A 23,270-nucleotide genomic window follows, 5' to 3' on the forward strand; every position below is an offset into this window, starting at 1 on the left:
TTGCGCGCCATTTTTGACTAAGTGCATCCAGTCGGTGGCTAGAAATTGATCGCTGCCACAAAATCTCGCCCGGACAGGCAATTAACAGGCTTATCCACAGCCTTATCCCAAAGTTCTTGTGAGCAACCCGGTGGTGGCGCACCGGGCTGATTTGGCATGTTATGGCTTGACCTGCGTCCGGGAGGGTCAACCTGTTGTTCCCGGGTTCTCCAGGCGTTCCAAAGCCTCCTGTACGCCCAGCCAGGCTTCCTCCACCTCGGCCAGCCGCGTACTGACCTCCCCCTGGCGCTTGATGCTGATGGTCATGCGCTCGCGGTTGGCTTCCTCGTAGGCCTCGGCCGACGACAGGAAGCTGTCCAGTGCCGCCTTCTCGCTGCCCAGGGTTTCCAGTTCCTTTTCCAGCTTGTTGAGCTGCTGTTGCAACGGTTTGCGCTGCTGTGACAGTCGTTGCCGGTTCTCTGCCTCCAGCCGCTTTTGTTCCTTGCGGTTGACGGCTGGTTCCTCGGATGCCGCAGGCCGCAGTGCTTCGGACAATTGTGCCAGGCGCCACTGGCGGTAATCCTCCAGATCGCCGTCGAAGGGGCGTACGCTGCCATCGGCCACCAGCCAGAAGGTGTCGGTGGTGGACTCCAGCAAGGCACGGTCGTGCGATACCACCAGCAGGGCGCCGGCAAAGTCCTGCAGGGCCATGGTCAGCGCATGGCGCATTTCCAGATCCAGATGGTTGGTTGGTTCGTCGAGCAGCAGCAGGTTGGGTTTGTCCCAGACAATCAGTGCCAGCGCCAGGCGAGCTTTTTCGCCGCCGGACATCGGGCCCACCGGGTCATTGACCATGTCGCCGCGGAAGTTGAAGCCGCCGAGGAAGCTGCGCAGCTCCTGTTCGCGTGCCTGCGGGGCTTTTTTTTGCAGGTGCCACAGGGGGGATTCTTCCAGTCGCAGGTGTTCCAGCTGGTGTTGGGCGAAGTAGCCGATGCGGATGGTGGGCGAGGTGATGCTCTGGCCTTGCAGGGGCGACAACTCGCCGGCCAGTACCTTGACCAGGGTCGACTTGCCGGCGCCGTTGACGCCCAGCAGGCCGATGCGACTGCCTGCCTCGACCGACAGGGACACCCGGGACAGAATGGTGCGTTCACCGTAGCCGGCCGATAGCTCGTCCAGGCGCAGCAGCGGGTTGGGCAGGCTGTCGGGGGTGGCAAAGTGAAAGTCGAACGGGGAGTGCACGTGCGCCGGGGCAATGCGCTCCAGCTTCTCCAGCGCCTTGACCCGGCTTTGAGCCTGGCGTGCCTTGGAGGCTTTGGCCTTGAAGCGACGGATAAAGTTTTCCAGGTGGGCGATTTCCCGCTGCTGCTTGTCGAAGTCGGACTGCTGACGTGACAGGCGTTCGGCACGCATGATCTCGAACTGGCTGTAGTTGCCGGTGTACAGCGAGAGGGTTTGCTGGGCCATTTCCACGATATGGCTGCAGATGGCATCGAGGAAGTCGCGGTCGTGCGAGATGACCAGCAGGGTGCCCGGGTAGCCCTTGAGCCATTCTTCCAGCCACAACACGGTTTCCAGATCCAGGTGGTTGGTCGGCTCGTCGAGCAGCAGCAGGTCGGAGCGGCACATCAGTGCCTGGGCCAGGTTCAGGCGCATGCGCCAGCCACCGGAGAAGCTGGCGATCGGCCGGGCATGCTGCTCGGTGCTGAAGCCCAGACCGTTGAGCAGCCGGGCTGCACGTGCCGGGGCGCTGTAGGCCTCGATGCGGGTCATTTCGTCGTGCAGATGCCCCTGGGCCATGCCATCGCCGGCGGCTTCTGCCGCGGCCAGATCGCGCTCCAGGGTGCGCAGTTCGTGGTCGCCATCCAGTACGAAGTCCAGCGCGCTCTGCGTCAGTGCCGGTGTTTCCTGCGCGACGTGGGCAATCACCCAGTTGGGCGGGATGTCGGCACTGCCGGCATCGGCATGCAGTTCACCCATCAGCAGGGCAAACAGACTGGATTTGCCGACGCCGTTGGCGCCGACCAGGCCGGCCTTGTAGCCCGGATTAAGGGTCAGGCTGGCATCTTTGAGCAGTTCTTTCAGGCCGCGCCGCAGCGCGAGGTTCTTGATTTGTATCATCGGTTTGCAGGCCGGCCCCCGGGGAGGCCGGCAATCAGGGTTAGACGGCCGGCAGGCTGGACAGGTCCCAGCGCGGCTTGACGCTGAAGCCGGCTGCCGGCTCGGCGTATTTCAGCCGCATGGCACCGGCAAAGGCGATCATGGCGCCGTTGTCGGTACACAGGGCCAGGGGCGGGTAGAAGACCTCGAAACGGCGACGGGCCGCGGCCTGGTCCAGGGCCGCGCGCAGCTGACGGTTGGCACCGACGCCGCCGGCAACCACCAGACGCTTCATGCCGGTCTGTTTCAGGGCCTTGAGCGATTTTTTCAACAGCACTTCGACGATGGCCTCCTGGAAGGCGCGGCAGATATCCTTGCGCGTCTGTTCGTCGAGCGTACCCAGCGCGGCTTCCTGCTGCCGGACCAGGGTCAGTACGGCGGTCTTCAGGCCGGAAAAGCTCATGTCCAGGTCGGCCGAGTTGAGCATCGGGCGCGGCAGGGTAAAGCGCAGCGGGTCCCCGCTTTCTGCCAGGCGCGACAGGGTCGGTCCGCCCGGGTAATCCAGCCCGAGCAGCTTGGCGGTTTTGTCGAAGGCCTCGCCGGCGGCATCGTCCAGCGTTTCGCCCAGTACTTCATAGCGGCCGACACCATGCACGGCCATTAACTGGGTGTGTCCGCCGGAAACCAGCAGGGCCAGGAAGGGGAAGTCCGGACGCGGCTCGGCCAGCAGCGGTGACAACAGGTGTCCTTCCAGGTGATGGACGGGGATGACCGGAATGCCCAGGCCGAAAGCCAGTGCATTGGCCACACTGGTGCCCACCAGCAGGGCGCCGCCAAGCCCCGGTCCCTTGGTATACGCCACGGCATCCAGGTCGGCCAGCGTCAGGCCGGCCTCGGCCAGGCAGGCCTCGGTCAGCGGAATGACGCGGCGGATATGGTCGCGGCTGGCCAGCTCCGGTACCACGCCACCGTATTCGGCGTGCATGGCCATTTGCGTGTGCAGTTGGTGCGCGAGCAGGCCGCGCTGGCTGTCATACAGCGCAACGCCGGTTTCGTCGCAGGAAGATTCGATACCCAGTACCAGCATGATGCTCCAGACGCCTGAAAAAAGGGCTGACAGGCTCTTTATAACAAAGAAAGCTTTCCATTCTACTGGTGAATCTTTGAACGCCCAAATCGATAGTGATACTTTCGTGCCATTGCACATGAATTTCAGAGGGTCAAAAGCATGAAGGCAGCATTGAAATGGGTGGACGGGGTGTGCTTTCTCGGTGAGTCAGGCAGTGGTCATGCGGTGGTGATGGATGGCGCACCGGAGGGCGGCGGGCGGAATCTCGGTCCGCGTCCGATGGAGCTGTTACTGCTGGGCACGGCCGGCTGTACCAGCTATGACGTGATGACGATTTTGAAAAAAGCGCGTCAGGATGTGCGGGACTGCCAGGTGGCGATCGAGGCGGAGCGGGCCGACACGGATCCGAAGGTCTTTACCCGCATTCATTTTCATTTCGAACTGACCGGGCGCGATCTCAAACCCGAGGTGGTGGAGCGCGCCCTGTCTTTGTCGGCGGAAAAGTACTGCTCGGCATCGATCATGCTGGGCAAGACCGCCGAGATCACGCACGACTATGTGTTGCGTGAAGCCTGAAGGGACGCCAGCAGGTAGGCCAGTGCGCTGAGCAGGGTGATCCAGAAACTGGTCGGCCAGTCGGTGAAGTAGGCCAGGGTAATCCCCAGCCAGGTTTCGCCCAGGGCGATCAGACCGGATAGCAGGATGCCGGCGCCCAGGCGGCTGGTGAGCTTCTGGGCGGTGGCGCCGGGGCCGACCATCAGGGTAAAGACCAGCAGCACACCAACGATCTGTACCGATTCGGCGGTGGCCAGCGCCACGATGCCGAGAAACAGCATCGACACCAGGCGCAGGGAAACGCCCTTGGCTTCTGCCAGCTCGGGCTGCAGGCTGGCAAACAGCAGGGGTCTGGCCAGCACGGCCAGCAAGACCAGGCTGATCACGGCCAGCAAGGCCAGCCACCAGAGCGTGTCGCTGCTGACGCCGAGGACGTTGCCGAACAGCAGGGCCGTCGCCTGGGTGGCGTAGCTGGTATAGAAATGCAGGAACAGCATGCCCAGGCCGAGGGACAGTGACAGTACCGAGCCGATGGCGATGTCGCTGCCCTGCAGGCGGTCACCCATATAGCCCATGGCCATGCCGCCGGCCAGGGTGACGGCAACCAGGCCGCCCATCGGCGACAGTCCAATCAGGGCGGCGCCGGTGGCACCGGCAAAGCCGACGTGCGACAGGGCATGACCGGCGAAGGTCTGCCCGCGCAGCACCAGAAAATAGCCGACGATGCCCGCCAGCAGGGCGACAATTCCGCCCGCCATCAGGGCGTTTTGCATGAAATCGTAGTCAAGCATCGTGACAGTGATCCTCTTTTTCCACGTCCACTTCGCCGGACATGACGAAAATGCGGCCGTTGTGGCGCACGACATCGATGGGGGCACCATACAGTCGCGACAATACCGCCGGCTGGATGACCTGATCGACCGTGCCGAGTGCCACCTTGCCATGGCCGAGGTACAGCACCTGATCGATGACCGGCAGCAACGGGTTGAGCTCGTGCGCACTGAACAGGACCGTGATCCCCAGCTCGGCACGAACCTGGCGTACCAGCTCGATCACCCCATGCTGGTGGCGCGGGTCAAGGCTGACCAGCGGCTCGTCCAGCAGCAGCAGGCGCGGGTTGCCGATCAGGGCCTGGGCCAGCAGCAGACGCTGGCGCTGGCCGCCGGAGAGCTCCATCAGCGGCCGGCGGGCCAGCTCGCGTGCGTCCACCAGGGTCAGCACCCGATCAACCTCGCGCCACTGCTGGCGATCCAGTCGCGGCCAGCCCCAGCGATGGCCGTTGAGGGCAATGGCAACGAAGTCCCGGCCGCTCAGGCGCAGACTGGCGTTCTGGCTGCGTACCTGCGGCATGTAGCCGATGTCGGGGTTGCCGCGCAGGCCCTGGCTACCCAGGACGGCAATGCGGCCGGACTCTGGTGTGATCAGGCCGAGGATGGTGCGCATCAGGGTGGTCTTGCCGGCACCGTTGGGGCCGAGCACACCAATGAATTGATCCTGGCCGATGCTCAGACTGACATCGTCCAGGATGCGACGGTCACGGAAAGACACCGTGACCCGGTCAAGTTGCAGTACGTTCATGCGGATTATTTCAGTGCCTTGTCCAGCGTATCCAGTTCGGACAGGATCCAGTCCTGATAGTGTTTGCCGGCAGGCATGGTTTCGCTGATGCCGACCACCGGCACGCCGGCCTTCAGTGCGAGTTGCTGCATGCGCTTGGCGGAGGCGTCGCTGGCCTGGTTGTTGTAAAGCAGTACGCGGACCTGTCGGGTTTTCAGGTCTCGCTCGAAAGCGGCGATATCTCCTGCCCGTGGTTCGGTTCCATTCATGACGGCCAGCTGGAAGCGTTCGTTGCGCATGATCAGGCCCAGCGCGCCAGCCATATAGCTGAACACCGGTTCGGTGGCGGTGACGGCCTTGCCGGCATGACGAGTCTTCATGGCAGCGATGCGCTGGTCAATCTGCTTCAGGCTGGTCAGGACCTGCGCCAGATGCTGCTTGTAGTCGGCCGCATGAGCCGGGTCCAGCTGCTGCAGCTGGGTGCTGATCGTGCGGGCCAGTGCCGGCATGGTGGCAGGATCATACCAGAGGTGCGGGTTGTCGCCGGATTTCTTGCCCAGCAGGCTGCCTGCCACAACGACTTTGCGCTGTGCATTTTTGCCGGCTGCCAGCAGTTTGTTCATCCACGGGTCGTAATCGACGCCATTGTAAATGACCAGCCTGGCCTGGCTGAGGGCGCGCGCGGTCGACGGGCTGGCTTCGAACAGATGGGGGTCCTGTTCCGGGTTACTCATGATGCTGCTGACCTGGACATGCGTCCCGCCGAGTTGCTGGGCCAGGTCGCCATAGAAGTTTTCCGCGGCCACCACCTGGATGGTCTGGTTGGCGGCGATGCTGGTCGAGGCGGCCAGCAGCAGGGCACTTAGCCCGAGGAGTTTGCGCAGCAGCGTCATCACGGTTCCAGTGTTATGTTATAACGGATAGCAAATGTTACGGTATAACATACTCATTCGTCAATGCGTGCGGCGCAGGGACAAAAAAAATGAGCCGCGCAGGCGGCTCACAAGACGTTAGTTCTCCAGCTCAAATCTGCTCCCGAACCCATCTGTACGGAGCAGCCTCTCGTGTTGGCGAAAGACAGCCTGATCTTGCCCGAATTGCTGGGGAAGCAGCAAATTTGAGCATTTAAACATAAAATATTGTCGCAAAATCGAATATTAGGCGGGGAGTTAACCTGGGTTTAATTGCTATGCATGAAACTAATAGTGGTCCCATTAGCTGGGTTTGTTGCGTGAAGCAGTTGATTTGGCTGGCTTGATCTTTAAAAGGCAGTGAATTGCACTTAGGCAACACCGATGGGCAGACATCTCTCCGTGAGCACGCCTCGCCGCCAGGCGTATACCGCGCAGAAGGGGGCCGGCGCGCGTGCCGATTGGCCGACTGGCACATTTTTGCCTCGGCTGGCCGAAAAAACACCGGGCGTCTTCGCTTTTTCCCGGGTTTTGACATAAGATACGCGCTTTGCCATTGCTGCTGATGGCGACCATGTGGCAACGGTTTGTATCGATGCACAGTTCAGACCGCAGACGGGTGGCCATGCTGCCCGAAGCACTAACCGACTAGATTGAAGTTCATGAAGCCAAATACTGAAACGGCACTGGGCGCCGCTCTCAAATCCGCTGTACAGAGTCTGAGCAAGAAAAAGCAGACCGAGATGATCGCGGAGCATGTCTACAACAAGTTTGAAGTGTTTCGCCAGTTCCGCCCTCTGGCGCTGGGTATTCACGAGAGCCTGATTGCAGCCCTGCCACAGTTTGATCCGGTACTGATTGCTCGGGTGGTCGCCAACCATTGCCGCAAGCCGCGCTACATCAAGTCGGTGGCCCGTGGCGGCAAGCGCTTTGACCTGGCAGGCAAGCCGTCCGGCGAGGTCAAGCCGGAAGAAAAGAAGGCCGCCGAGCTGCAGTCCCTGCCCAAGCCGGCTGCGCCGGTGCCGGAACCTGCGGCAGACGCTGTGCCGCCGGCCAGCGGCGAGTAAGCCCGCCGTACGGAAAGCCACCGCCCCTCATTGCGGTGGCTTTTTTGTTGTCTGCCGGTGGGTCCCGGGTCTGCTGCCGTGGCAGTCAGGCCGTCTTTGACGAGGTGCCTCATGCATTGGTTACTCGCTCCGGATGCCTATAAAGGCTGCCTGTCCGCGCAACAGGTGGCCAGGGCGATGGCGGCCGGCATTCTGCGTGCAGATCCCGGCGCACAATGCACCTTGCAGCCCATGGCCGATGGCGGAGAGGGGACGCTGTCGGTATTGCAACATACGCTGGGCGGGCGCTGGTTGCGTCTGCCGGCAGAAGATCTCACCGGGCGCCAGCGGCAGACCGATTGCCTGTTGTTGCCGGATGGCACCGCCGTGATCGAGGTGGCTCGCATCATCGGGCTGACGCTGGCCGCGGGCACGCCCCTGATGTGTCGCAGCAGTCGTGGTGTCGGTCAGTTGATCCGCGGTTGTCTGGATGCCGGGTGCCGGCGACTGATTTTGACGTTGGGAGGCTCCGGCACCAATGATGGCGGGGCGGGCTGTCTGGCGGCGCTGGGGGCGGTCTGGCTCGATGATCACGGGCAGGCGCTGGATGCTACGCCGCAGGGCTTGCAGGCGGTGGCGGCCGTCGATCTCTCCGGACTGGATGCGCGATTGGCGCAGGTGCCGCTGGAGGTCTGGAGTGATGTCGACAATCCCTTGCTGGGCGAGCAGGGGGCTACACGGGTTTTTGGACGCCAGAAGGGCGCGGGGGCTGAAGACGGTGAGCGCCTTGAGGCGCTGCTGGGGCAGCTGGCCTCTCTGGCGGGGGGCTCCCTGGCAGAAAGGCCGGGAAGCGGAGCGGCCGGTGGTCTTGGCTTTGCCCTGCAGTGGCTTGGCGGGACGCTGTGCCGTGGCGCGCAGGCGGTCGCCGAACGTTGCCGGCTGGATGCCGCGCTGGCCGGGGCAGACTGGGTCGTGACGGGGGAGGGCAGAACCGATGCCCAGACCCTGAATGGCAAGGCGCCTCTCGAAGTGGCGCGTCGCGCCCGTCTGGCGGGTATCCCTGTCTGTCTGATCTCCGGAGGTATCGAGTCACATCCTGCCTTGTCACAGGCCTTTGATGGTTTGTTTTCTCTCTGTCGCGGGCCGATGACCATCGCCTATGCCAAGGCCAATGCGGCGACGCTGATCAGTGAAACCAGTGAGCAGCTGGCACGCCTTGTGCTGGCAAGCGCCCGCCATGCGCCATCCCGCTGAGCTTTACTGCGGGGCCAGTTTGTGGCCGCAGCGCTTGCAGTGGCGGGCGTCCTGGTCGTGCCTGTCCAGCCCGCAGTCCGGGCAGCGTAATGCCGACGGGCGGGCCTTGCCGATTTCCACACTGACAATGCCGGTGGGCACCGCAATAATGCCGTAGCCGAGAATCATCACCAGACTGGCCAGTGACTGGCCGAGCGGTGTCTTGGGGGTGATGTCGCCGAATCCGACCGTGGTCAGGGTAACGATGGCCCAGTAAATGCTCACCGGGATACTGGTAAAGCCGTTCTCTTCCCCCTCGATGACATACATCAGCGAGCCCAGCACCATCACCATCATCATCACCACGACCAGAAACACCGTGATCTTGCGCCGGCTGGCCTGCAGGGCGTCGCGCAACTGCTGTGCCACACCCAGGTAGCGCGTGAGCTTGAAGACCCGGAACATGCGCAACAGGCGCAGGATGCGCACCGAAGACAGGAAGCGGCTTTCCGGTACGAACAGGGCGATGTACTGCGGCAGGATCGCCAGCAGATCGACGATGCCGAAAAAGCTGCGGGCATAGCGGGCCGGGCGCGGGGCACACAGCAGACGCAGCAGGTACTCGATGGTGAACAGGATGGTCAGCCCCCAGTCCAGACCGTGCAGCAGGCCGGCGTATTGTCGGCGGATGCTTTGAACACTTTCCAGCGTCACGGTCAGCGCCGACAGCAGAATGGCGATGATCAGGACTTGATCGAACAGCCGGCCACGCCAGCTGTCCGGTTCGAAAAACAGCGTGTAGAGCTTCTGGCGCCAGGGGGCGCCGGGCATGTCGCTAGTGGTCATGGATGAGTAACCCGGCTGTTGTGATGGGCGGCAAAGCCAGCCGTGACGCGGCTTTCACCAGTGCGGTCGCAATGGTTCCCTTTTGCTGATGATATTGTATTACACTCCGGGCATGAGAGCGCTGACGACCCTGTTGCTGTTTTCGCTGCTGTTGTCTGCCTGCGGCAGCCTCAAGCAGTCCGCTGCACCGGTACAGTCCGGTGGCCGTTCTGCGACCGTGCGTGGCAGTGCATTGCAGCCGCCATCACGGACGCCGCTGATTTTCCGTGAGGCCAATCGTCTGGCCGGCGAAGTCGAGCAGGGGCACCTGACCCGGCTGGAAGCGGCCGACGAGCTCAATACCTTCCGCGTGCGCGTCGCCGGGTCCAACCGTATCGACGACTCCACCTTCGCGACCTATCGTTATCTGGCGGCGCAGCGCGACAGTGGCCGCATGACGGCCGAAGAGTCTCATTCGCGCATGGAAATGAAGCTGCGCGACTGGCAACGCCTGTGGCCGGGGATGCGCAATCGCCCGGCCGACCCGGCCTTTACCAATTTCCTCATGCAATTGTTCAATCTTCCCCTGCTGGATGCTTCCCGGCCATGAAGCGCAAGACTGTTGATGCCCCGTGCCCTTGCGGCCTGTCCGCACCTTATGCGCAATGCTGCGGCCGCTATGTCGACCATCCCGAAACCCCTGCACCGAGTGCCGAGGCGCTGATGCGCTCGCGCTATGTCGCCTATACCCGTCAGGCCGTCGATTATCTGCTGGCGAGCTGGCACGCCGATACGCGCCCGGACCGGCTGGACCTGTCCGAGGATGATCCTGGTCTGAAGTGGATCAGCCTGGAGGTGCTGCGCACGGTGGGCGGGCAGCCCGGCGATCAGGAAGGCGTGGTCGAATTCGTCGCCCGCTACAAGCTGGGTGGCCGGGCGGGGCGGATGCACGAAACCAGCCGCTTTGTCGCCGTGGATGGCCGCTGGTATTACCGTGACGGTGATGTGAGCGAATAAGCGGCCCTTGCGCCGCCGCAAGGTTTGGCCTCGCTGTGCTTGACCTGCCTTCCTGCCGGCACGAACATCGTTTGCTTCGCTGTTGTTGTCAGGATTGCCCCATGCAGACTTTCTATTCCGATATCCACCGCCAGCATCATGGTCGTACCGAATTGTATGCCGGTACGCTGGTGCCCTGTTTCGAGATGCCTTCCCGTGCCGATATGGTGCTGGAACGGGTGCGTGCGACCGCACTGGGCGAGGTCTTGCCACCCCGGTCTCACGGGCTGGACCCGGTACTCGCCGTGCATGATGCCGGTTATGTCACCTTTTTGCAGAGCGCCTGGCAGCGCTGGCAGGCGCTCGGGCGGGATTATGATGCGCTGCCCAAGATGTGGCAGATCCGTCGCATGCGCCAGGCGGTACCGGAGCATGTCGAAGGTCAGCTCTGTTACTACTCGATGGATTGCGGCACGCCGATCACCGCCGGTACCTGGCCGGCGATCTGTGCGGCGGCCGATGTGGCGCTGTCGGGGGCCGATGCCCTGCTGGCCGGGCAGCGTGCGGCCTTTGCCCTGACCCGTCCGCCGGGCCATCACGCGGCACGTGACTACTGTGGCGGGTATTGCTTCTTCAACAATGCGGCCATTGCCGCCCAGCATCTGCGTCAGAACGGTGCCCGGCGCGTCGCGGTACTGGACGTCGACTATCACCATGGCAATGGTACGCAGGACATCTTCTACCGTCGCAGTGATGTGCTGTTCTTGTCGATTCATGGCCATCCGCGTACCGAATATCCCTTCTTCCTCGGTTTTGCCGACGAATGCGGCGAAGGGGAGGGGCTGGACTACAACGTCAACTATCCGCTGGCGGCGGGCAGTGATGTGGACAGCTGGTTTGCCGCGCTTGAACTGGCTTGTGGACGCATCGGCCGTTTTGCGCCGGACGCGCTGGTGATTTCCCTCGGGGTGGATGCCTTTGTCGGTGACCCGATTTCGAAATTTGCCCTGCAGAGCGAGGATTTCCTGCGTCTGGGCGAACGTCTGGGCCGGCTGGGTATTCCGGCGCTGTTCTGCCTCGAGGGCGGCTACGCGGTCGAGCCGATCGGCATGAATGCCGTCAATGTGCTAACTGCTTTCGAATCAAGCATTTGAGTCGGATCAAGCCGGCCCCGATCCGTCAGAATATCGATCGCAGACGGGCTATGCTTCTATAAAAGAATTCGAGCGGGGGCAATGGCAACATGGAGGTGAGCATCATGGGAGAAGCATTAACCGGCCTGCTGGCCGAGCTCGAAGCCTGCCGTGGAGAGGCCACGGCGCGCAAACTGTTGTTTGCCGAGGTGCCTCACGCGCTGCAGATGCCGATGGATCTGCAAACTTGTCACGAACTCAAGGCGCTGGCCGATGTGTTCGATTGTGAGCCGGCGCATCTGGCTTTTGTGATTTTGCGTTCGGCGCTGGCGGATATTCATCATGGACTGGACGACGATCTGGCCATGTTGGCGAAGGCGGCCAGGGAGGCTGCCGGATCACAATGTTGTTTCTGAATGTGATCTCGGGTCAAAAACAACCGGCGCCAGGCGCCGGTTGTTTTTTGTCGTTGTGCGGGCAAAAAAAAGACGTGGCGGCAAGGGGGAACCGCAACGCCTCAAGAAGACGCCTGTAGGCGTCAGGGTGGTGTGTGCAGAGTCACCACCCTTGTTCATCGTAGGACACCCGGACAAAAATGCGTAGTGACAAATGGGGTTTTTTGTTGCTAAGTGTTTGATAAAATGACAAAAGCCGCACGGTGTGCGGCTTTTGGCGGGGACGGTGCACCGACTCAGGGTTTCGGCAGCGTCACGCCGCTTTGCCCCATGTACTTGCCCTGACGGTCACGGTAAGACACATCACACTCTTCATCCGATTCGAAGAACAGCACCTGTGCCACGCCCTCGTTGGCATAGATCTTTGCCGGCAGCGGTGTGGTGTTGGAGAACTCCAGCGTCACATAGCCTTCCCATTCCGGTTCGAACGGCGTCACGTTGACGATGATGCCGCAACGGGCGTAGGTGGACTTGCCGAGGCAGACCGTCAGCACCTGGCGCGGAATGCGGAAGTACTCGACCGTGCGCGCAAGCGCGAAGGAGTTCGGCGGAATCAGGCAGTAGCCCTTGCCGGAGACTTCGACGAAGGAATTGGGGTCGAAGTTTTTCGGGTCGACGATGCTGCTGTTGATGTTGGTGAATACCTTGAACTCGTCGGCGCAGCGAATATCGTAGCCATAGCTCGAGGTGCCGTAGGAGATTACCTTCTGGCCATCCACGTTCTTGATCTGACCGGCTTCGAACGGTTCGATCATGCCGTGTTCTTCTGCCATGCGGCGAATCCATTTGTCGGATTTGATGCTCATTGCCGTAAGTATCCTGAAGGTAAATAGGGGTGATTCTACCTGTTTGCCCGGCGTCTGCGCCAGCCTCGCCTGAGGCTTATGGCTCAGGTCAAATCGTACGCCGGTGCGCTGTGGCATACTGCCAGTCTTTTTCATTGCACGCAGGAGAGAAATTCATGGCGGTGGACTTGTCACTCGAATGGTTGGGGCTCTCTATGGCATCCCCGCTCTACAATGCCTCCGGGGTCATGTGCCGTACCCGCGAAGAACTGGATGCCGTGGCCGGATCGGCCGCCGGTGCGCTGATCACCAAGAGCTGCACCCTGCTGCCGCGGGAGGGCAATCCCGAGCCGCGTTATCGCGCCACGCCGTTGGGCAGCATCAACTCGATGGGCCTGCCGAACGAAGGCTATCAATACTATTTCGATTACGCCCGGCAGTTCGACTACCGCAAGCCCCTGTTTGTTTCGATCTCGGGGATGTCGCTGGACGACAATCTGCAAATGCTGACCGCCTTGCGCGCGCTCAACCTGCCTTGCCTGCCGGAAGTGAATCTCTCTTGCCCGAACCTGCCCGGCAAGCCGCAGCTGGCGTACGACTTCGCCGCGACTGCCGAGGCGCTGGAACAAATCAGCCAGGTCTATCCGCATCCCTTCGGTGTCAAGTTGCCACCGTACTTCGATCCGGTGCACTTTGCCCAGATGGCGGCCTTGCTCAATCGCTTCGACGGTCTGCGCTTTGTTACCTGCATCAACTCGGTCGGCAACGGCCTGCTGGTCGACCTGGAGAGTGAGTCCACGCTGATTCGTCCCAAGGGCGGTCTGGGTGGGCTGGGCGGGGATTATGTCCTGCCTACCGCGCTGGCCAATGTGCGCGAGTTCTCGCGCCTGATGCCGGAAAAGCACGTCATCGGTTGCGGCGGGATCAAGAGCGGGGCGGAAGCCTTCATGCATCTGTTGTGCGGCGCCACGGCCGTGCAGATCGGAACCTGCCTGCATGAAGAGGGCGTAGCGGCCTTTGCCCGCATTGAGAGTGAGTTGATCGAACTGATGCAACGCAAGGGTTATCAGTGCCTGGCTGATTTCCGGGGGAAATTGAAAACCCTGGATTGCTAATTATTGGTAAACAATTCAGGCACAACCGGTTGGTTTGTTTGTGAGATTGTTCGTACTATGATTAAATCAATTAGAACTAACCGGAAACCTGTTTATGCAACCCGCACTGTTTGTCTCGCATGGTGCCCCGACCCTGGCACTGGAGGATACCCCGACCACCCGCTTTCTTGAGCGCTGGGGTGAAGCCGAACCGCGTCCGGACGCCATTATCGTCATTTCGGCACACTGGCAAAGCCATGGCCTGCTGATCGGCTCTGCCCCGCAGCCAGCCACCATTCACGATTTCGGCGGCTTCCCGCGCGTGCTGTATACCCTGAACTATCCGGCCCGCACAGACGCCGGTCGGGTGAGCCAGTTGCGTCAGCTGCTGGCGGCGCAGGGTTTCGAGGTGGCGGAAGATGCTGTGCGCGGGCTGGATCATGGTGCCTGGACGCCGTTGATGCGCTTGTACCCGCAAGCGGACATCCCGGTCATCAACCTGTCTCTGCCTGCCAATCTGGATGAGGCCGGCTTGCGCTCGCTGGGTCGTGCCCTGCGTCCGCTGCGTGCCGAGAATGTGCTGATCATGGCTTCCGGCAGCTATACCCATAACTTGTGGATGATGCAGCCGGATGGCAGTGCACCGCCCGCCTGGGCGCTGGAGTTTGCTGACTGGGTCGATCAGCGTCTGCTTCAGCGTCAGGACGACATGCTTGATGCCTGGGCAACGCAAGCGCCTCATGCCCTGCAGGCACATCCGAGCGATGAGCATTTCCTGCCGCTCTTCATTGCCCTGGGGGCGGCCAGTGATGGCATCGCGCCACGCCGCGTGCATGACGACTGGCGCTTTGGCGGCCTTTCGATGGCGATCTGGCGCTTCGACTGATCCATGGCGGCAAAAAAAAAGCCCGTGCAGAAAGATGCACGGGCTTTTTTGCATGGCGTCAGTCTCAGGCGGGTTCGCCTTCCAGTCCGCCCAGCGCTTCGATCAGTGCTTCAACCAGGTCGCCCAGCTCTTCACTCATCAGTGTGAAAGTCGCCTCAAACAGGCTGGCGCTGTCATCACCGGCGTGGCTGGCCTCGTCCTGAATCACGTCGAGAAACTGAATGCGCTTCAGTTGCAGCGTGTCGGTCAGCATGAAGCGCACGCGTTCCTTCCAGATCAGTCCCAGCTTGGTCACCTGCTTGCCGGTGGCGATGTGCTGGCGGATTTCCTCGCTGGTCAGGTCGATGCGTACACAGCGCACCACGGCACCGTTTTCGCTGCTGTCCTTCAGTTCGCAGTCGGCATCGAGCTCAAAGCCTGCCGGTGCTTCGCCGGCAGCCAGCCAGTCAGTCATGGCGGTATGCGGCGCGATCTGCGTGCGCGGCAGCGCGGCAGGGAAGGGCGGCAGCGCCTCGCGCAGCTTGCTGACCAGCGCTTCGGCCTTGCTGGCCGTGCCCGAGTCGACCATCAGCCAGCGGCGTTCGGTGTCCAGATAGGCAGACAGGCGGCTGGCGCGGGTAAAGGCGCGCGGCAGCAAGTCGTCGGTGATCTGTTCCTTCAGGGCCTGTTTTTCCTTGCGGCCGACCTTGCGATGCTCTGCCGCTTCAATTTCACTTGCCTTGAGTTCGACAAAATCGCGGATCACGGCACCGGGCAGTACCTTGTCCTCGCGCTTGAGCGAGACCAGCAGGCGCTGTCGGGCGCCAAAAACCGGCAAGTCGAGATGATGGGCCGGATTCACCCAGCCTTCGCTGAACCAGTCGAGACCGGTGCAGGGCTGAAAGGGTGATTTTTCAAGCGCAGCAGAAAGTTGCGCGCTATCCGGAACGGATTGGTCGTTCAGTCGATAAAATGAGAGTTGCTTAAACCACATAATTGTTTCATAATGCGCGTCCTCTGGGAGCTGGATTGTACCGCAGAAAGCGGGGCAGTCGTCAGATTTCTCGGAGCTGCCAATTTGGAAGACGGGGTGTAGCTTAGCCTGGTAGAGCGCTACGTTCGGGACGTAGAGGCCGGAGGTTCGAATCCTCTCACCCCGACCAAAAAGGCTTGTGTTAAGACACGAAATGCTGTACATTGCGTGTCTCTTGCGAAACGCAGGAAACGGGGTGTAGCTTAGCCTGGTAGAGCGCTACGTTCGGGACGTAGAGGCCGGAGGTTCGAATCCTCTCACCCCGACCAGGACACAAAAAAGCCTTGATCAAGCGGATGCGCGTTCAAGGCTTTTTTACCAAGTTTGGATGCCGGTATAGCTCAGTTGGTAGAGCAGCGCATTCGTAATGCGAAGGTCGGGGGTTCGACTCCTCTTACCGGCACCATCTCGATCAAAAAGGTCAGCCGCAAGCGGTCTGACCTTTTTTCATTTTCATCCTTGTCCCTGTCTGCTGATGTCCTCGGCCATGTTTTGCAGCGGAATCGCTGGCATTTGGTTCGGTTTCCGCCGCCTGGTGTCGAACCAGTCTGATCCGCGGCACTCCAATTTCCTCTGATGTGCTTTGTCTCAACCGCTCAGACTAAGCCTGACCTTGGGGGAATGTAGATATGCAAGAACAGTGCGTTTTATCCGTACTTCTTCGGGTTGTGGTGGCTGACCAGCTGATTTTCGCCAGTCGATGCGGTTTTGAGTGTCTGAGTCTGGCGAACTGGGTGAGTCGGCTTCCTCTGTCGGTGATGATCGGATGCGCAGTGAGTTGCGTGATCTGGTATCTGGAACGCACAGGTGTTTTCAAACCAGCATCATGAACATTTGGAGGTAATTGCCATGCATACGCTTCATGTTAATGATCTGCAGAAAGTCACCGGGGGCTGCCATGCCGGATGCTACCCGGCCACGTCCACGCCCTCACATGCCCATGGCGGTGGCGGGGCGCGGTTGGGGGCTGTGGTTGATTCGGCGTTGCAGGGCGCCATTTATGGTACGAGCTCCCGTTCCTGGCAAGGCGTTGCTGTCGGCGCTGCCGCAGGAGCGGCCATCGCGGCGGTCAAAAGTGGCCCGAAACAAGCCTGATCGCCAACCCTCAGTGAAGATTCTGGCCCGGTGTCATCCGGGCCATTTTCTTTTCCCGTCCCCAGTGTGCTGAGTCTGCCCTTGAAATGTTCCCGGCGCTGCCCAAACTATTGCTTATCAACGATTGACAGGAGTGCATGATGCGCTTTGACAAACTGACAACCAAATTGCAGCAGTCGCTGGGCGATGCCCAGAGCCTGGCGATTGCGCGCGAGTGCGGTTTTATCGAGCCGGCCCATTTGCTGCTGGCCATGCTGGAAGATGCGGAAAGTGGTGTGGCCGGTTTGCTGGCGCGGGCCGGTGTCAATGTTCCCGGTCTGAAGCATGCCACCAAGGCGGCTGTCGAGCGGCTGCCGCGCGTTCAGGGGACCGGCGGCGAGATCACCGTGTCACGGGATCTGGCCAATCTGCTCAATCTGGCCGACAAGGCCGCCATGAAACGCGGCGACGAGTTTGTCGCCAGCGAAATGTTCCTGCTGGCACTCAGCCAGGACAAGAGCGAGCTGGCGCGGCTGTTCAAGGAGCAGGGTGCGACGACCGCGGCGCTGGAGGCTGCGATCGATGCCGTACGCGGCGGCCAGGCTGTGGCATCTCAGGATGCTGAAAGTCAGCGTGAAGCCCTGAAGAAATACACCCTTGACCTGACCGAGCGCGCCCGTCAGGGCAAGCTGGATCCGGTCATCGGCCGCGATGATGAAATCCGCCGTGCTATTCAGGTACTACAGCGCCGCACCAAGAATAACCCGGTGCTGATCGGTGAACCTGGTGTCGGCAAGACCGCCATCGTCGAAGGTCTGGCGCAACGCATCGTCAATGGCGAAGTACCGGAAGGCCTGAAGCATAAGCGCCTGCTCGTGCTCGACCTGGCCGCCCTGCTGGCCGGCGCCAAATATCGCGGCGAGTTCGAGGAACGGCTGAAGGCTGTGCTGACCGATCTGGCCCAGGACGAAGGCAATACCCTGATCTTCATCGACGAAATCCATACCCTGGTTGGCGCGGGCAAGGCCGAAGGGGCCATGGATGCCGGCAATATGCTCAAGCCGGCGCTGGCGCGTGGCGAATTGCATTGCCTTGGTGCTACCACACTGGATGAATATCGCAAATACATCGAAAAAGATGCCGCACTGGAGCGCCGCTTCCAGAAGGTCATGGTGGACGAGCCGACTGTCGAGGACACCATCGCCATCCTGCGCGGCCTGAAAGAGAAGTACGAGATTCACCACGGGGTGGAAATCACGGATCCGGCCATCGTGGCCGCCGCCGAGCTGTCGCAGCGCTATATCACCGACCGCTTCCTGCCGGACAAGGCCATCGACCTGATTGATGAGGCGGCCAGCCGCATCAAGATGGAGCTGGATTCCAAGCCGGAAGAGATGGACAAGCTGGATCGCCGCCTGATCCAGCTGAAGATCGAGCGCGAAGCGGTGCGCAAGGAGAGCGACGAAGCCTCGGCCAAGCGTCTGGCACTGATTGAAGAAGAGATCACGCGTCTGACGCAGGAATACTCCGATCTGGAAGAAATCTGGAAGGCCGAAAAGGCCAGCGCCCAGGGCAGCCAGACCATCAAGGAAGAAATCGACCGTCTCAAGAGCGAGATGGAAGATCTCAAGCGTCGCGGCGACTGGCAAAAACTGGCCGAGCTGCAGTACGGCAAGCTGCCGCAGCTCGAGTCACAGCTGAAGGATGCCGAAGCGGCAGGCACAGGCAAGGGCGCCACGCCCAATCGCCTGCTGCGTACCCTGGTCGGTACCGAAGAAATTGCCGAGGTGGTCAGCCGCATGACGGGCATTCCGGTCTCGAAAATGCTGACCGGCGAGCGCGAAAAACTGCTGCATATGGAAGAAGCCCTGCATCAGCGGGTGATCGGCCAGGATGAGGCGGTCAATGTCGTCTCGGATGCCATCCGTCGTTCGCGCTCCGGCCTGGGCGACCCGAATCGCCCGTATGGCAGTTTCCTGTTCCTCGGCCCGACCGGCGTCGGCAAGACCGAGCTGTGCAAGGCCCTGGCCGGCTTCCTGTTCGATTCGGAGGATCACCTGATCCGCATCGACATGTCCGAGTACATGGAGAAGCATTCGGTGGCGCGTCTGATCGGCGCCCCCCCGGGCTATGTCGGTTACGAAGAGGGTGGCTATCTGACCGAGCAGGTCAGACGCAAGCCCTATAGCGTGATCCTGCTCGATGAGGTGGAGAAGGCACATCCCGATGTGTTCAACATCCTGCTGCAGGTGCTGGACGATGGTCGCCTGACCGATGGCCAGGGGCGCACGGTGGATTTCAAGAACACCGTGGTGGTAATGACTTCCAATATCGGCAGCCAGCAGATCCAGGCGATGTCGACCGACGACTATCAGGTCATCAAGCTGGCGGTCATGGCCGAGGTGAAGAACTACTTCCGGCCGGAGTTCATCAACCGGATCGACGACGTGGTGGTGTTCCATGCCCTGGACGAACGGCATATCCGCTCGATTGCCCGCATTCAGCTCAAGGCGCTGGAAGCCCGTCTGGCCAAGCTCGATCTCAACCTGCAAGTCAGCGACAGCGCCTTGTCCGTGCTGGCCGAGGCTGGCTTTGATCCGGTGTATGGGGCGCGACCGCTGAAGCGGGCGATCCAGAACGAGATCGAAAACCCGCTGGCCAAGGCCATACTCGGCGGCAAATATGCACCGAAGGATACCGTGCTGATCGATGCACGCGGAGAACAGTTGGTTTTTGAATAATTTATAACAAGTAATTTAAAGCCCGCCGCAGCGTTCGGCGGGCTTTTTTTTGCCTTTCTGCCGGACGATCAATAGCTTGGCTGTCAGAATGTTCAGTCGGTTTGGAAAACGATTTCACGCACTATTGCACGACTTGTAAGCGCATGGTTATGATTCGCGCCAATCAGTTAACTCTGTGTTTGATAACGTTTACAAAATAGAACGAGCCACCGTGATCGATGCCATTGCCCAAACCGGCCCGGGCCGGGAAGAAATCAGTTCAGTGCCAGAGCAAGATCCATTGCGAACCTGCCTGCTTGCACTGGCGCACCACTGGGACCTTCCGTTCCCGCCTGAAACCGTTTTCTCCGGCCTGCCCCTGGAACAGGGGCGGCTGACCCCTTCCTTGTTCGTGCGCGCGGCACGTCGCCTCGGGCTGGTGGCACGCATCGTGCGCCAGCCGCTGGCGTCACTGACCGCGGAAATGCTGCCCGCTGTCCTGTTGCTGGCACAGGATCAGGCCTGCCTGTACGAAGGACTGGATCCGGATGGCCAGGCCCGCCTGCGCGAACCGAGCCTGATGGAGGGGGAGCAACGTCTGCCGGTTTCCCAACTGGCTGCCCGGTACCAGGGTCTGTGCATTCTGGTCCGGCCACGCTATCGGCAAGACCGGCGAACAGCTGTCCAGCGTAACGTGAAGCCAGGGCACTGGTTCTGGCAGGCGGTGGCGGAAGGCTGGCCCCTGTACCGCGATGCCCTGTTTGCCGCCTTGCTGATCAATCTGTGTGCCCTGGCCGTCCCGCTGGTCACCATGAATGTCTACGACCGGGTGGTGCCCAATCTGGCGCTTTCCACGTTGTGGGTACTGGCCCTGGGGGCTGCCCTGGTGCTGGTGTTTGACTTCCTGCTCAAACTGGCGCGTTCGCATCTGCTCGACCTGGCGGGCAAGCGCATCGACATCAGGCTGTCGGCTCAAATCATGGAGCGGGTGCTGGGCCTGCGGCTCGAGCACCGGCCTGCCTCGGTCGGCGCCTTTGCGGCCAATCTGCGTGCCTTCGAGTCGGTACGCGATTTCATTGCTTCCAGTTCGGTCGTCACCCTGGTCGACTTGCCGTTTGTGCTGCTGTTCGTGCTGATTCTGTTGTGGCTGTCCCCCTGGTTTGCCTTGCCGGTCGTCCTGGCGGCGGGCCTGATGCTGCTGCAGGCCTGGCTGACCGCCGGACGCATGCGCACCCTGTCTGAATCCACCCTGCGCGCGGCGGCCGAGCGCAATGCGCTGCTGGTCGAAAGTCTGGGCGGTCTGGAGACCCTCAAGGCCCTGTCGGCCCAGGGGGTGCAACAAGGGCGCTGGGAGCGCACGACCCGCTATCTGGCGCAAACCGGGGCTCGCCTGAAAATCCTTTCCGCCCTGACCGGACACTTCGCCGCCCTGATCCAGCAACTGAGCTACCTGAGCATGCTGGTGCTTGGCGTCTATCTGATTCTGGATGGCCGGACCAGCCCGGGGGGCATCATCGCCGCCGGCATGTTGTCTGCACGCGCCACGGCCCCCCTGGGACAACTGGTCGGCCTGCTGACCCAGTACCACAATGCCCGGGCCTCGCTGGCTTCGGTGGAGTCGGTCATGCAACTGCCGGTCGAGCGCGACAGCGAGCAGGTCTATACCCCGCGTGCGCCGTTTCGTGGCGCCATCGAACTTTGCGGGGTCAGTTTCAGCTATCCGGGGGCCAGCCGCCCGGCCTTGTCCGACGTCAGTCTGCGACTACAGCCCGGTGAGCGCGTCGCCATCCTCGGCGCCATCGGTTCCGGCAAGAGCACCATCCAGAAACTGGTCATGGGCCTGTACCAGCCGACTGGCGGCACCGTGCGGGTGGATGGCATAGACCTGCGCCAGATCGACCCGGACGAGCTGCGTCAGCATATCGGCTACGTGCCGCAGGAAAGCCTGCTGTTCTACGGCTCCCTGCGTCACAACCTGGAAATGGGACAGCATCGGGTGACGGTGGAGCGCCTGCAGCGCGCCATGCGCATTGCCGGACTGGACCGCTTTGTCGATCAGCATCCGGAAGGCTATGACCTGTTGGTGGGTGAACGGGGCGAGACCCTGTCAGGCGGCCAGCGCCGTGCCGTATGCATTGCCCGCGCCTGGGTCAGCGATGCCAGCATCCTGCTGATGGACGAACCGACCAGCAATATGGATCCGGCGCAGGCTCAGCGCATCATTCGCGCCCTGTCGGCCGAGCTGGCCGGCAAGACCCTGTTGCTGGTGACGCATCAGCCGGATGTGCTGGCACTGGTCGATCGCATCGTGGTGCTGGAGCAGGGGCACATTGTTGCCGACGGGCCAAAGGCCGAGGTGTTGGCCGCATTGAGCGGCGGTCGTCGTAGCACGGAGGCCACAGCATGAAAAGCCGACTGATCCGTTATGCCGACCGTCTGCAGCAGCTGCGCAGCCAGCTTGGCCCGTACCTTGACCGCCTGAGCAACTGGGCTGCCGGACGAGATCTGCGAGAGGGCGCTGACTTTGCCGCCGATGCCGAGTGGAGCCGACAGCTGCAACATCCTGCTCGTCCCAGACTGTTCGTCTGGAGCAGCGGTGGTCTGCTGCTGTCCTGCCTGCTCTGGGCGGCCCTGGCCGAAGTGGATGAGGTGACCCGCGGCGAAGGCAAGGTGGTGCCCTCGTTCCAGAACCAGCACATCCAGAGCCTGGATGGCGGACTGGTCGAACAGATCCTGGTGCGGGAAGGGCAGAAAGTCGCGAAAAATCAGCTGCTGCTGCGCATTGACAGCACGCGCGCCGAATCCTCGCTGCGCGAAAACCGCGCCCTGCACCTGGCCTTGCAGGCCAAGGCGGCTCGCCTGCGTGCGCTCGCCGGACCTCAGCCCTTCGAGATTCCAGAGATCGTGCGCCAGCACGCCCCCGAGGTGGCCATGCAGGAAAGTGCCCTGTACCACTCCCGGCAAAGCGAGCTGAACGCATCGCTGTCGATTGCCCGCGCCCAGCTTGGCCAGCGCAGGCAGGAGCTGTCCGAGGCGCGCGCGCGCCATGCCCAGGCGGTTCAGCAGTTCCAGCTTGCCAGTCGGGAACTGGAAGTCACCGCACCGCTGAAAGCCTCCGGCGCCGTCTCGGAAGTCGACCTGATGCGCCTGCAACGCGAACTGGCCCGGGCCCGGGGCGAACGCGACACCCTGGCCGCACAACTGATCCGCTTACAGGGCGGGATTGCCGAAGCCGAACGCAAGGTTCAGGAAGTCGAGCTGAGCTTCCGCAACGCCGCCAGCAGTGAGCTCTCCGACGTCATGGCCAGGATCGACGGCCTGTCGGCCGGCAGTATTGCCCTCAAGGACAAGGTGCGGGTCACCGAAGTGCGGGCGCCGGTGGCAGGCGAAATCAAACGGCTGCATCTCAATACCATCGGCAGCGTCGTGCAGCCCGGCAAGGACATTCTCGAACTGGTACCGGCGGAAGACGACCTGCTGGTCGAGGCTCGTCTGTCGCCACGTGACATTGCCTTCCTGCACCCCGGACAGCCGGCTCGGCTGCGCTTTACCGCCTATGACCATACCGTCTATGGCGCGCTGGATGGCGAAGTGCGGGAGATCAGTGCCGACAGCCTGGTCGATGAAAAGGGGCAGGCTTACTACCTGGTCCGCGTTCAGACCCGCCAGGCGCCCCATCAGCGCGCCTGGCGCATTATCCCCGGCATGGTGGCCCAGGTGGACATCCTGACCGGCAAGAAAACCGTTTTGTCCTATTTGCTGAAACCGGTATTGCGCGCCAAGGCCGAGTCCTTGAGTGAGCGTTGAGCGTTTTCTATCCATTGGAGAAGGAGATCCATG

Annotated in this window: 20 protein-coding genes and 3 tRNA genes; 15 read left to right on the forward strand and 8 right to left on the reverse strand. The window is 61.7% G+C overall.

The window, feature by feature from the left end:
- Positions 1-186: 186 nt before the first annotated feature.
- A complete protein-coding gene (locus AACH39_RS00285; protein ID WP_338620659.1) occupies positions 187-2,100 on the reverse strand; it encodes an ATP-binding cassette domain-containing protein in 1,914 nt (637 codons plus the stop codon).
- A 40-nt stretch (positions 2,101-2,140) separates the two neighbouring features.
- Positions 2,141-3,166, reverse strand: coding sequence for a tRNA (adenosine(37)-N6)-threonylcarbamoyltransferase complex transferase subunit TsaD (gene tsaD / locus AACH39_RS00290; protein WP_338620660.1), 1,026 nt, complete (start codon positions 3,164-3,166; stop codon positions 2,141-2,143).
- A 141-nt stretch (positions 3,167-3,307) separates the two neighbouring features.
- On the opposite strand from tsaD, the gene AACH39_RS00295 reads away from it, so the two are divergent.
- Positions 3,308-3,724 carry an OsmC family protein gene (locus AACH39_RS00295; RefSeq protein WP_215776953.1) on the forward strand — a complete coding sequence of 139 codons (417 nt, stop codon included), beginning with the start codon at positions 3,308-3,310 and terminating at the stop codon, positions 3,722-3,724.
- Here the strand turns inward: AACH39_RS00295 and AACH39_RS00300 are convergent.
- The 3 genes from AACH39_RS00300 to AACH39_RS00310 are packed head-to-tail and all read right to left on the reverse strand — an operon-like array spanning position 3,703 to position 6,153.
- Positions 3,703-4,494, reverse strand: coding sequence for a metal ABC transporter permease (locus AACH39_RS00300; protein WP_215776951.1), 792 nt, complete (start codon positions 4,492-4,494; stop codon positions 3,703-3,705). The genes AACH39_RS00295 and AACH39_RS00300 overlap by 22 nt on opposite strands.
- Entirely contained in the window at positions 4,487-5,281 is a 795-nt protein-coding gene (locus AACH39_RS00305; RefSeq protein ID WP_215776949.1) for an ABC transporter ATP-binding protein, read from the reverse strand. The genes AACH39_RS00300 and AACH39_RS00305 overlap by 8 nt, the downstream gene beginning before the upstream one ends.
- A gap of 5 nt (positions 5,282-5,286) precedes the next feature.
- Complete coding sequence (locus tag AACH39_RS00310; RefSeq protein WP_215776947.1) at positions 5,287-6,153, reverse strand: metal ABC transporter solute-binding protein; 867 nt, start codon at positions 6,151-6,153, stop codon at positions 5,287-5,289.
- Between the two features lie 680 nt (positions 6,154-6,833).
- Here AACH39_RS00310 and AACH39_RS00315 point away from each other — a divergent pair.
- Both AACH39_RS00315 and AACH39_RS00320 read left to right on the forward strand, forming a co-directional pair.
- Positions 6,834-7,238, forward strand: coding sequence for a ProQ/FINO family protein (locus AACH39_RS00315; RefSeq protein ID WP_215776945.1), 405 nt, complete (start codon positions 6,834-6,836; stop codon positions 7,236-7,238).
- 111 nt (positions 7,239-7,349) lie between these two features.
- The gene (locus AACH39_RS00320; RefSeq protein WP_338620661.1) at positions 7,350-8,471 is read left to right on the forward strand and encodes a glycerate kinase; all 1,122 of its coding nucleotides are present in this window, start codon (positions 7,350-7,352) and stop codon (positions 8,469-8,471) included.
- A 3-nt stretch (positions 8,472-8,474) separates the two neighbouring features.
- Here the strand turns inward: AACH39_RS00320 and AACH39_RS00325 are convergent, their stop codons facing one another.
- Positions 8,475-9,296 carry an ion transporter gene (locus AACH39_RS00325; RefSeq protein WP_215776941.1) on the reverse strand — a complete coding sequence of 274 codons (822 nt, stop codon included), beginning with the start codon at positions 9,294-9,296 and terminating at the stop codon, positions 8,475-8,477.
- Positions 9,297-9,408: 112 nt separating this feature from the next.
- On the opposite strand from AACH39_RS00325, the gene AACH39_RS00330 reads away from it, so the two are divergent.
- From AACH39_RS00330 to AACH39_RS00345, 4 genes are all read left to right on the forward strand, one after another.
- A complete protein-coding gene (locus AACH39_RS00330; protein ID WP_338620662.1) occupies positions 9,409-9,885 on the forward strand; it encodes a hypothetical protein in 477 nt (158 codons plus the stop codon).
- Complete coding sequence (locus AACH39_RS00335) at positions 9,882-10,292, forward strand: YchJ family protein (RefSeq protein ID WP_215776936.1); 411 nt, start codon at positions 9,882-9,884, stop codon at positions 10,290-10,292. Before AACH39_RS00330 ends, AACH39_RS00335 begins: the two co-directional genes overlap by 4 nt.
- A gap of 101 nt (positions 10,293-10,393) precedes the next feature.
- Positions 10,394-11,425, forward strand: a complete 1,032-nt coding sequence (locus tag AACH39_RS00340; RefSeq protein WP_338620663.1) for a histone deacetylase family protein — start codon at positions 10,394-10,396, stop codon at positions 11,423-11,425.
- Between the two features lie 104 nt (positions 11,426-11,529).
- A complete protein-coding gene (locus tag AACH39_RS00345; RefSeq protein ID WP_215776934.1) occupies positions 11,530-11,820 on the forward strand; it encodes a hypothetical protein in 291 nt (96 codons plus the stop codon).
- A gap of 275 nt (positions 11,821-12,095) precedes the next feature.
- Here AACH39_RS00345 and dcd read toward each other — a convergent pair whose 3' ends face one another.
- Positions 12,096-12,665 (reverse strand): dCTP deaminase, encoded by a 570-nt coding sequence (gene dcd, locus AACH39_RS00350; protein WP_215776931.1) that lies wholly within the window; start codon positions 12,663-12,665, stop codon positions 12,096-12,098.
- Positions 12,666-12,820: 155 nt separating this feature from the next.
- Between dcd and AACH39_RS00355 the strand changes: the two genes are divergently transcribed.
- Together AACH39_RS00355 and AACH39_RS00360 are read left to right on the forward strand one after the other, a co-directional pair.
- Positions 12,821-13,759, forward strand: coding sequence for a dihydroorotate oxidase (locus AACH39_RS00355; RefSeq protein ID WP_215776929.1), 939 nt, complete (start codon positions 12,821-12,823; stop codon positions 13,757-13,759).
- Positions 13,760-13,853: 94 nt separating this feature from the next.
- Positions 13,854-14,624, forward strand: coding sequence for a class III extradiol ring-cleavage dioxygenase (locus AACH39_RS00360; RefSeq protein WP_338620664.1), 771 nt, complete (start codon positions 13,854-13,856; stop codon positions 14,622-14,624).
- 64 nt (positions 14,625-14,688) lie between these two features.
- Here AACH39_RS00360 and AACH39_RS00365 read toward each other — a convergent pair whose 3' ends face one another.
- Positions 14,689-15,597 carry a recombination-associated protein RdgC gene (locus AACH39_RS00365; protein ID WP_215776924.1) on the reverse strand — a complete coding sequence of 303 codons (909 nt, stop codon included), beginning with the start codon at positions 15,595-15,597 and terminating at the stop codon, positions 14,689-14,691.
- A 92-nt stretch (positions 15,598-15,689) separates the two neighbouring features.
- On the opposite strand from AACH39_RS00365, the gene AACH39_RS00370 reads away from it, so the two are divergent.
- The 6 genes from AACH39_RS00370 (at position 15,690) to AACH39_RS00395 (ending at position 23,237) form a co-directional block, all read left to right on the forward strand.
- Positions 15,690-15,766, forward strand: a tRNA-Pro gene (locus AACH39_RS00370).
- A gap of 62 nt (positions 15,767-15,828) precedes the next feature.
- Positions 15,829-15,905, forward strand: a tRNA-Pro gene (locus AACH39_RS00375).
- Between the two features lie 61 nt (positions 15,906-15,966).
- Positions 15,967-16,042, forward strand: a tRNA-Thr gene (locus AACH39_RS00380).
- An 829-nt stretch (positions 16,043-16,871) separates the two neighbouring features.
- Positions 16,872-19,451, forward strand: a complete 2,580-nt coding sequence (clpB, locus tag AACH39_RS00385) for an ATP-dependent chaperone ClpB (RefSeq protein WP_215776899.1) — start codon at positions 16,872-16,874, stop codon at positions 19,449-19,451.
- Between the two features lie 262 nt (positions 19,452-19,713).
- Positions 19,714-21,837 carry a type I secretion system permease/ATPase gene (locus AACH39_RS00390; protein WP_338620665.1) on the forward strand — a complete coding sequence of 708 codons (2,124 nt, stop codon included), beginning with the start codon at positions 19,714-19,716 and terminating at the stop codon, positions 21,835-21,837.
- On the forward strand, positions 21,834-23,237 hold the full coding sequence (locus AACH39_RS00395) for an HlyD family type I secretion periplasmic adaptor subunit (protein WP_338620666.1): 1,404 nt from the start codon (positions 21,834-21,836) through the stop codon (positions 23,235-23,237). The genes AACH39_RS00390 and AACH39_RS00395 overlap by 4 nt, the downstream gene beginning before the upstream one ends.
- Positions 23,238-23,270 lie beyond the last annotated feature (33 nt).

The organism is Paludibacterium flexuosum, assembly GCF_037076605.1.
Lineage (GTDB): Bacteria > Pseudomonadota > Gammaproteobacteria > Burkholderiales > Chromobacteriaceae > Paludibacterium.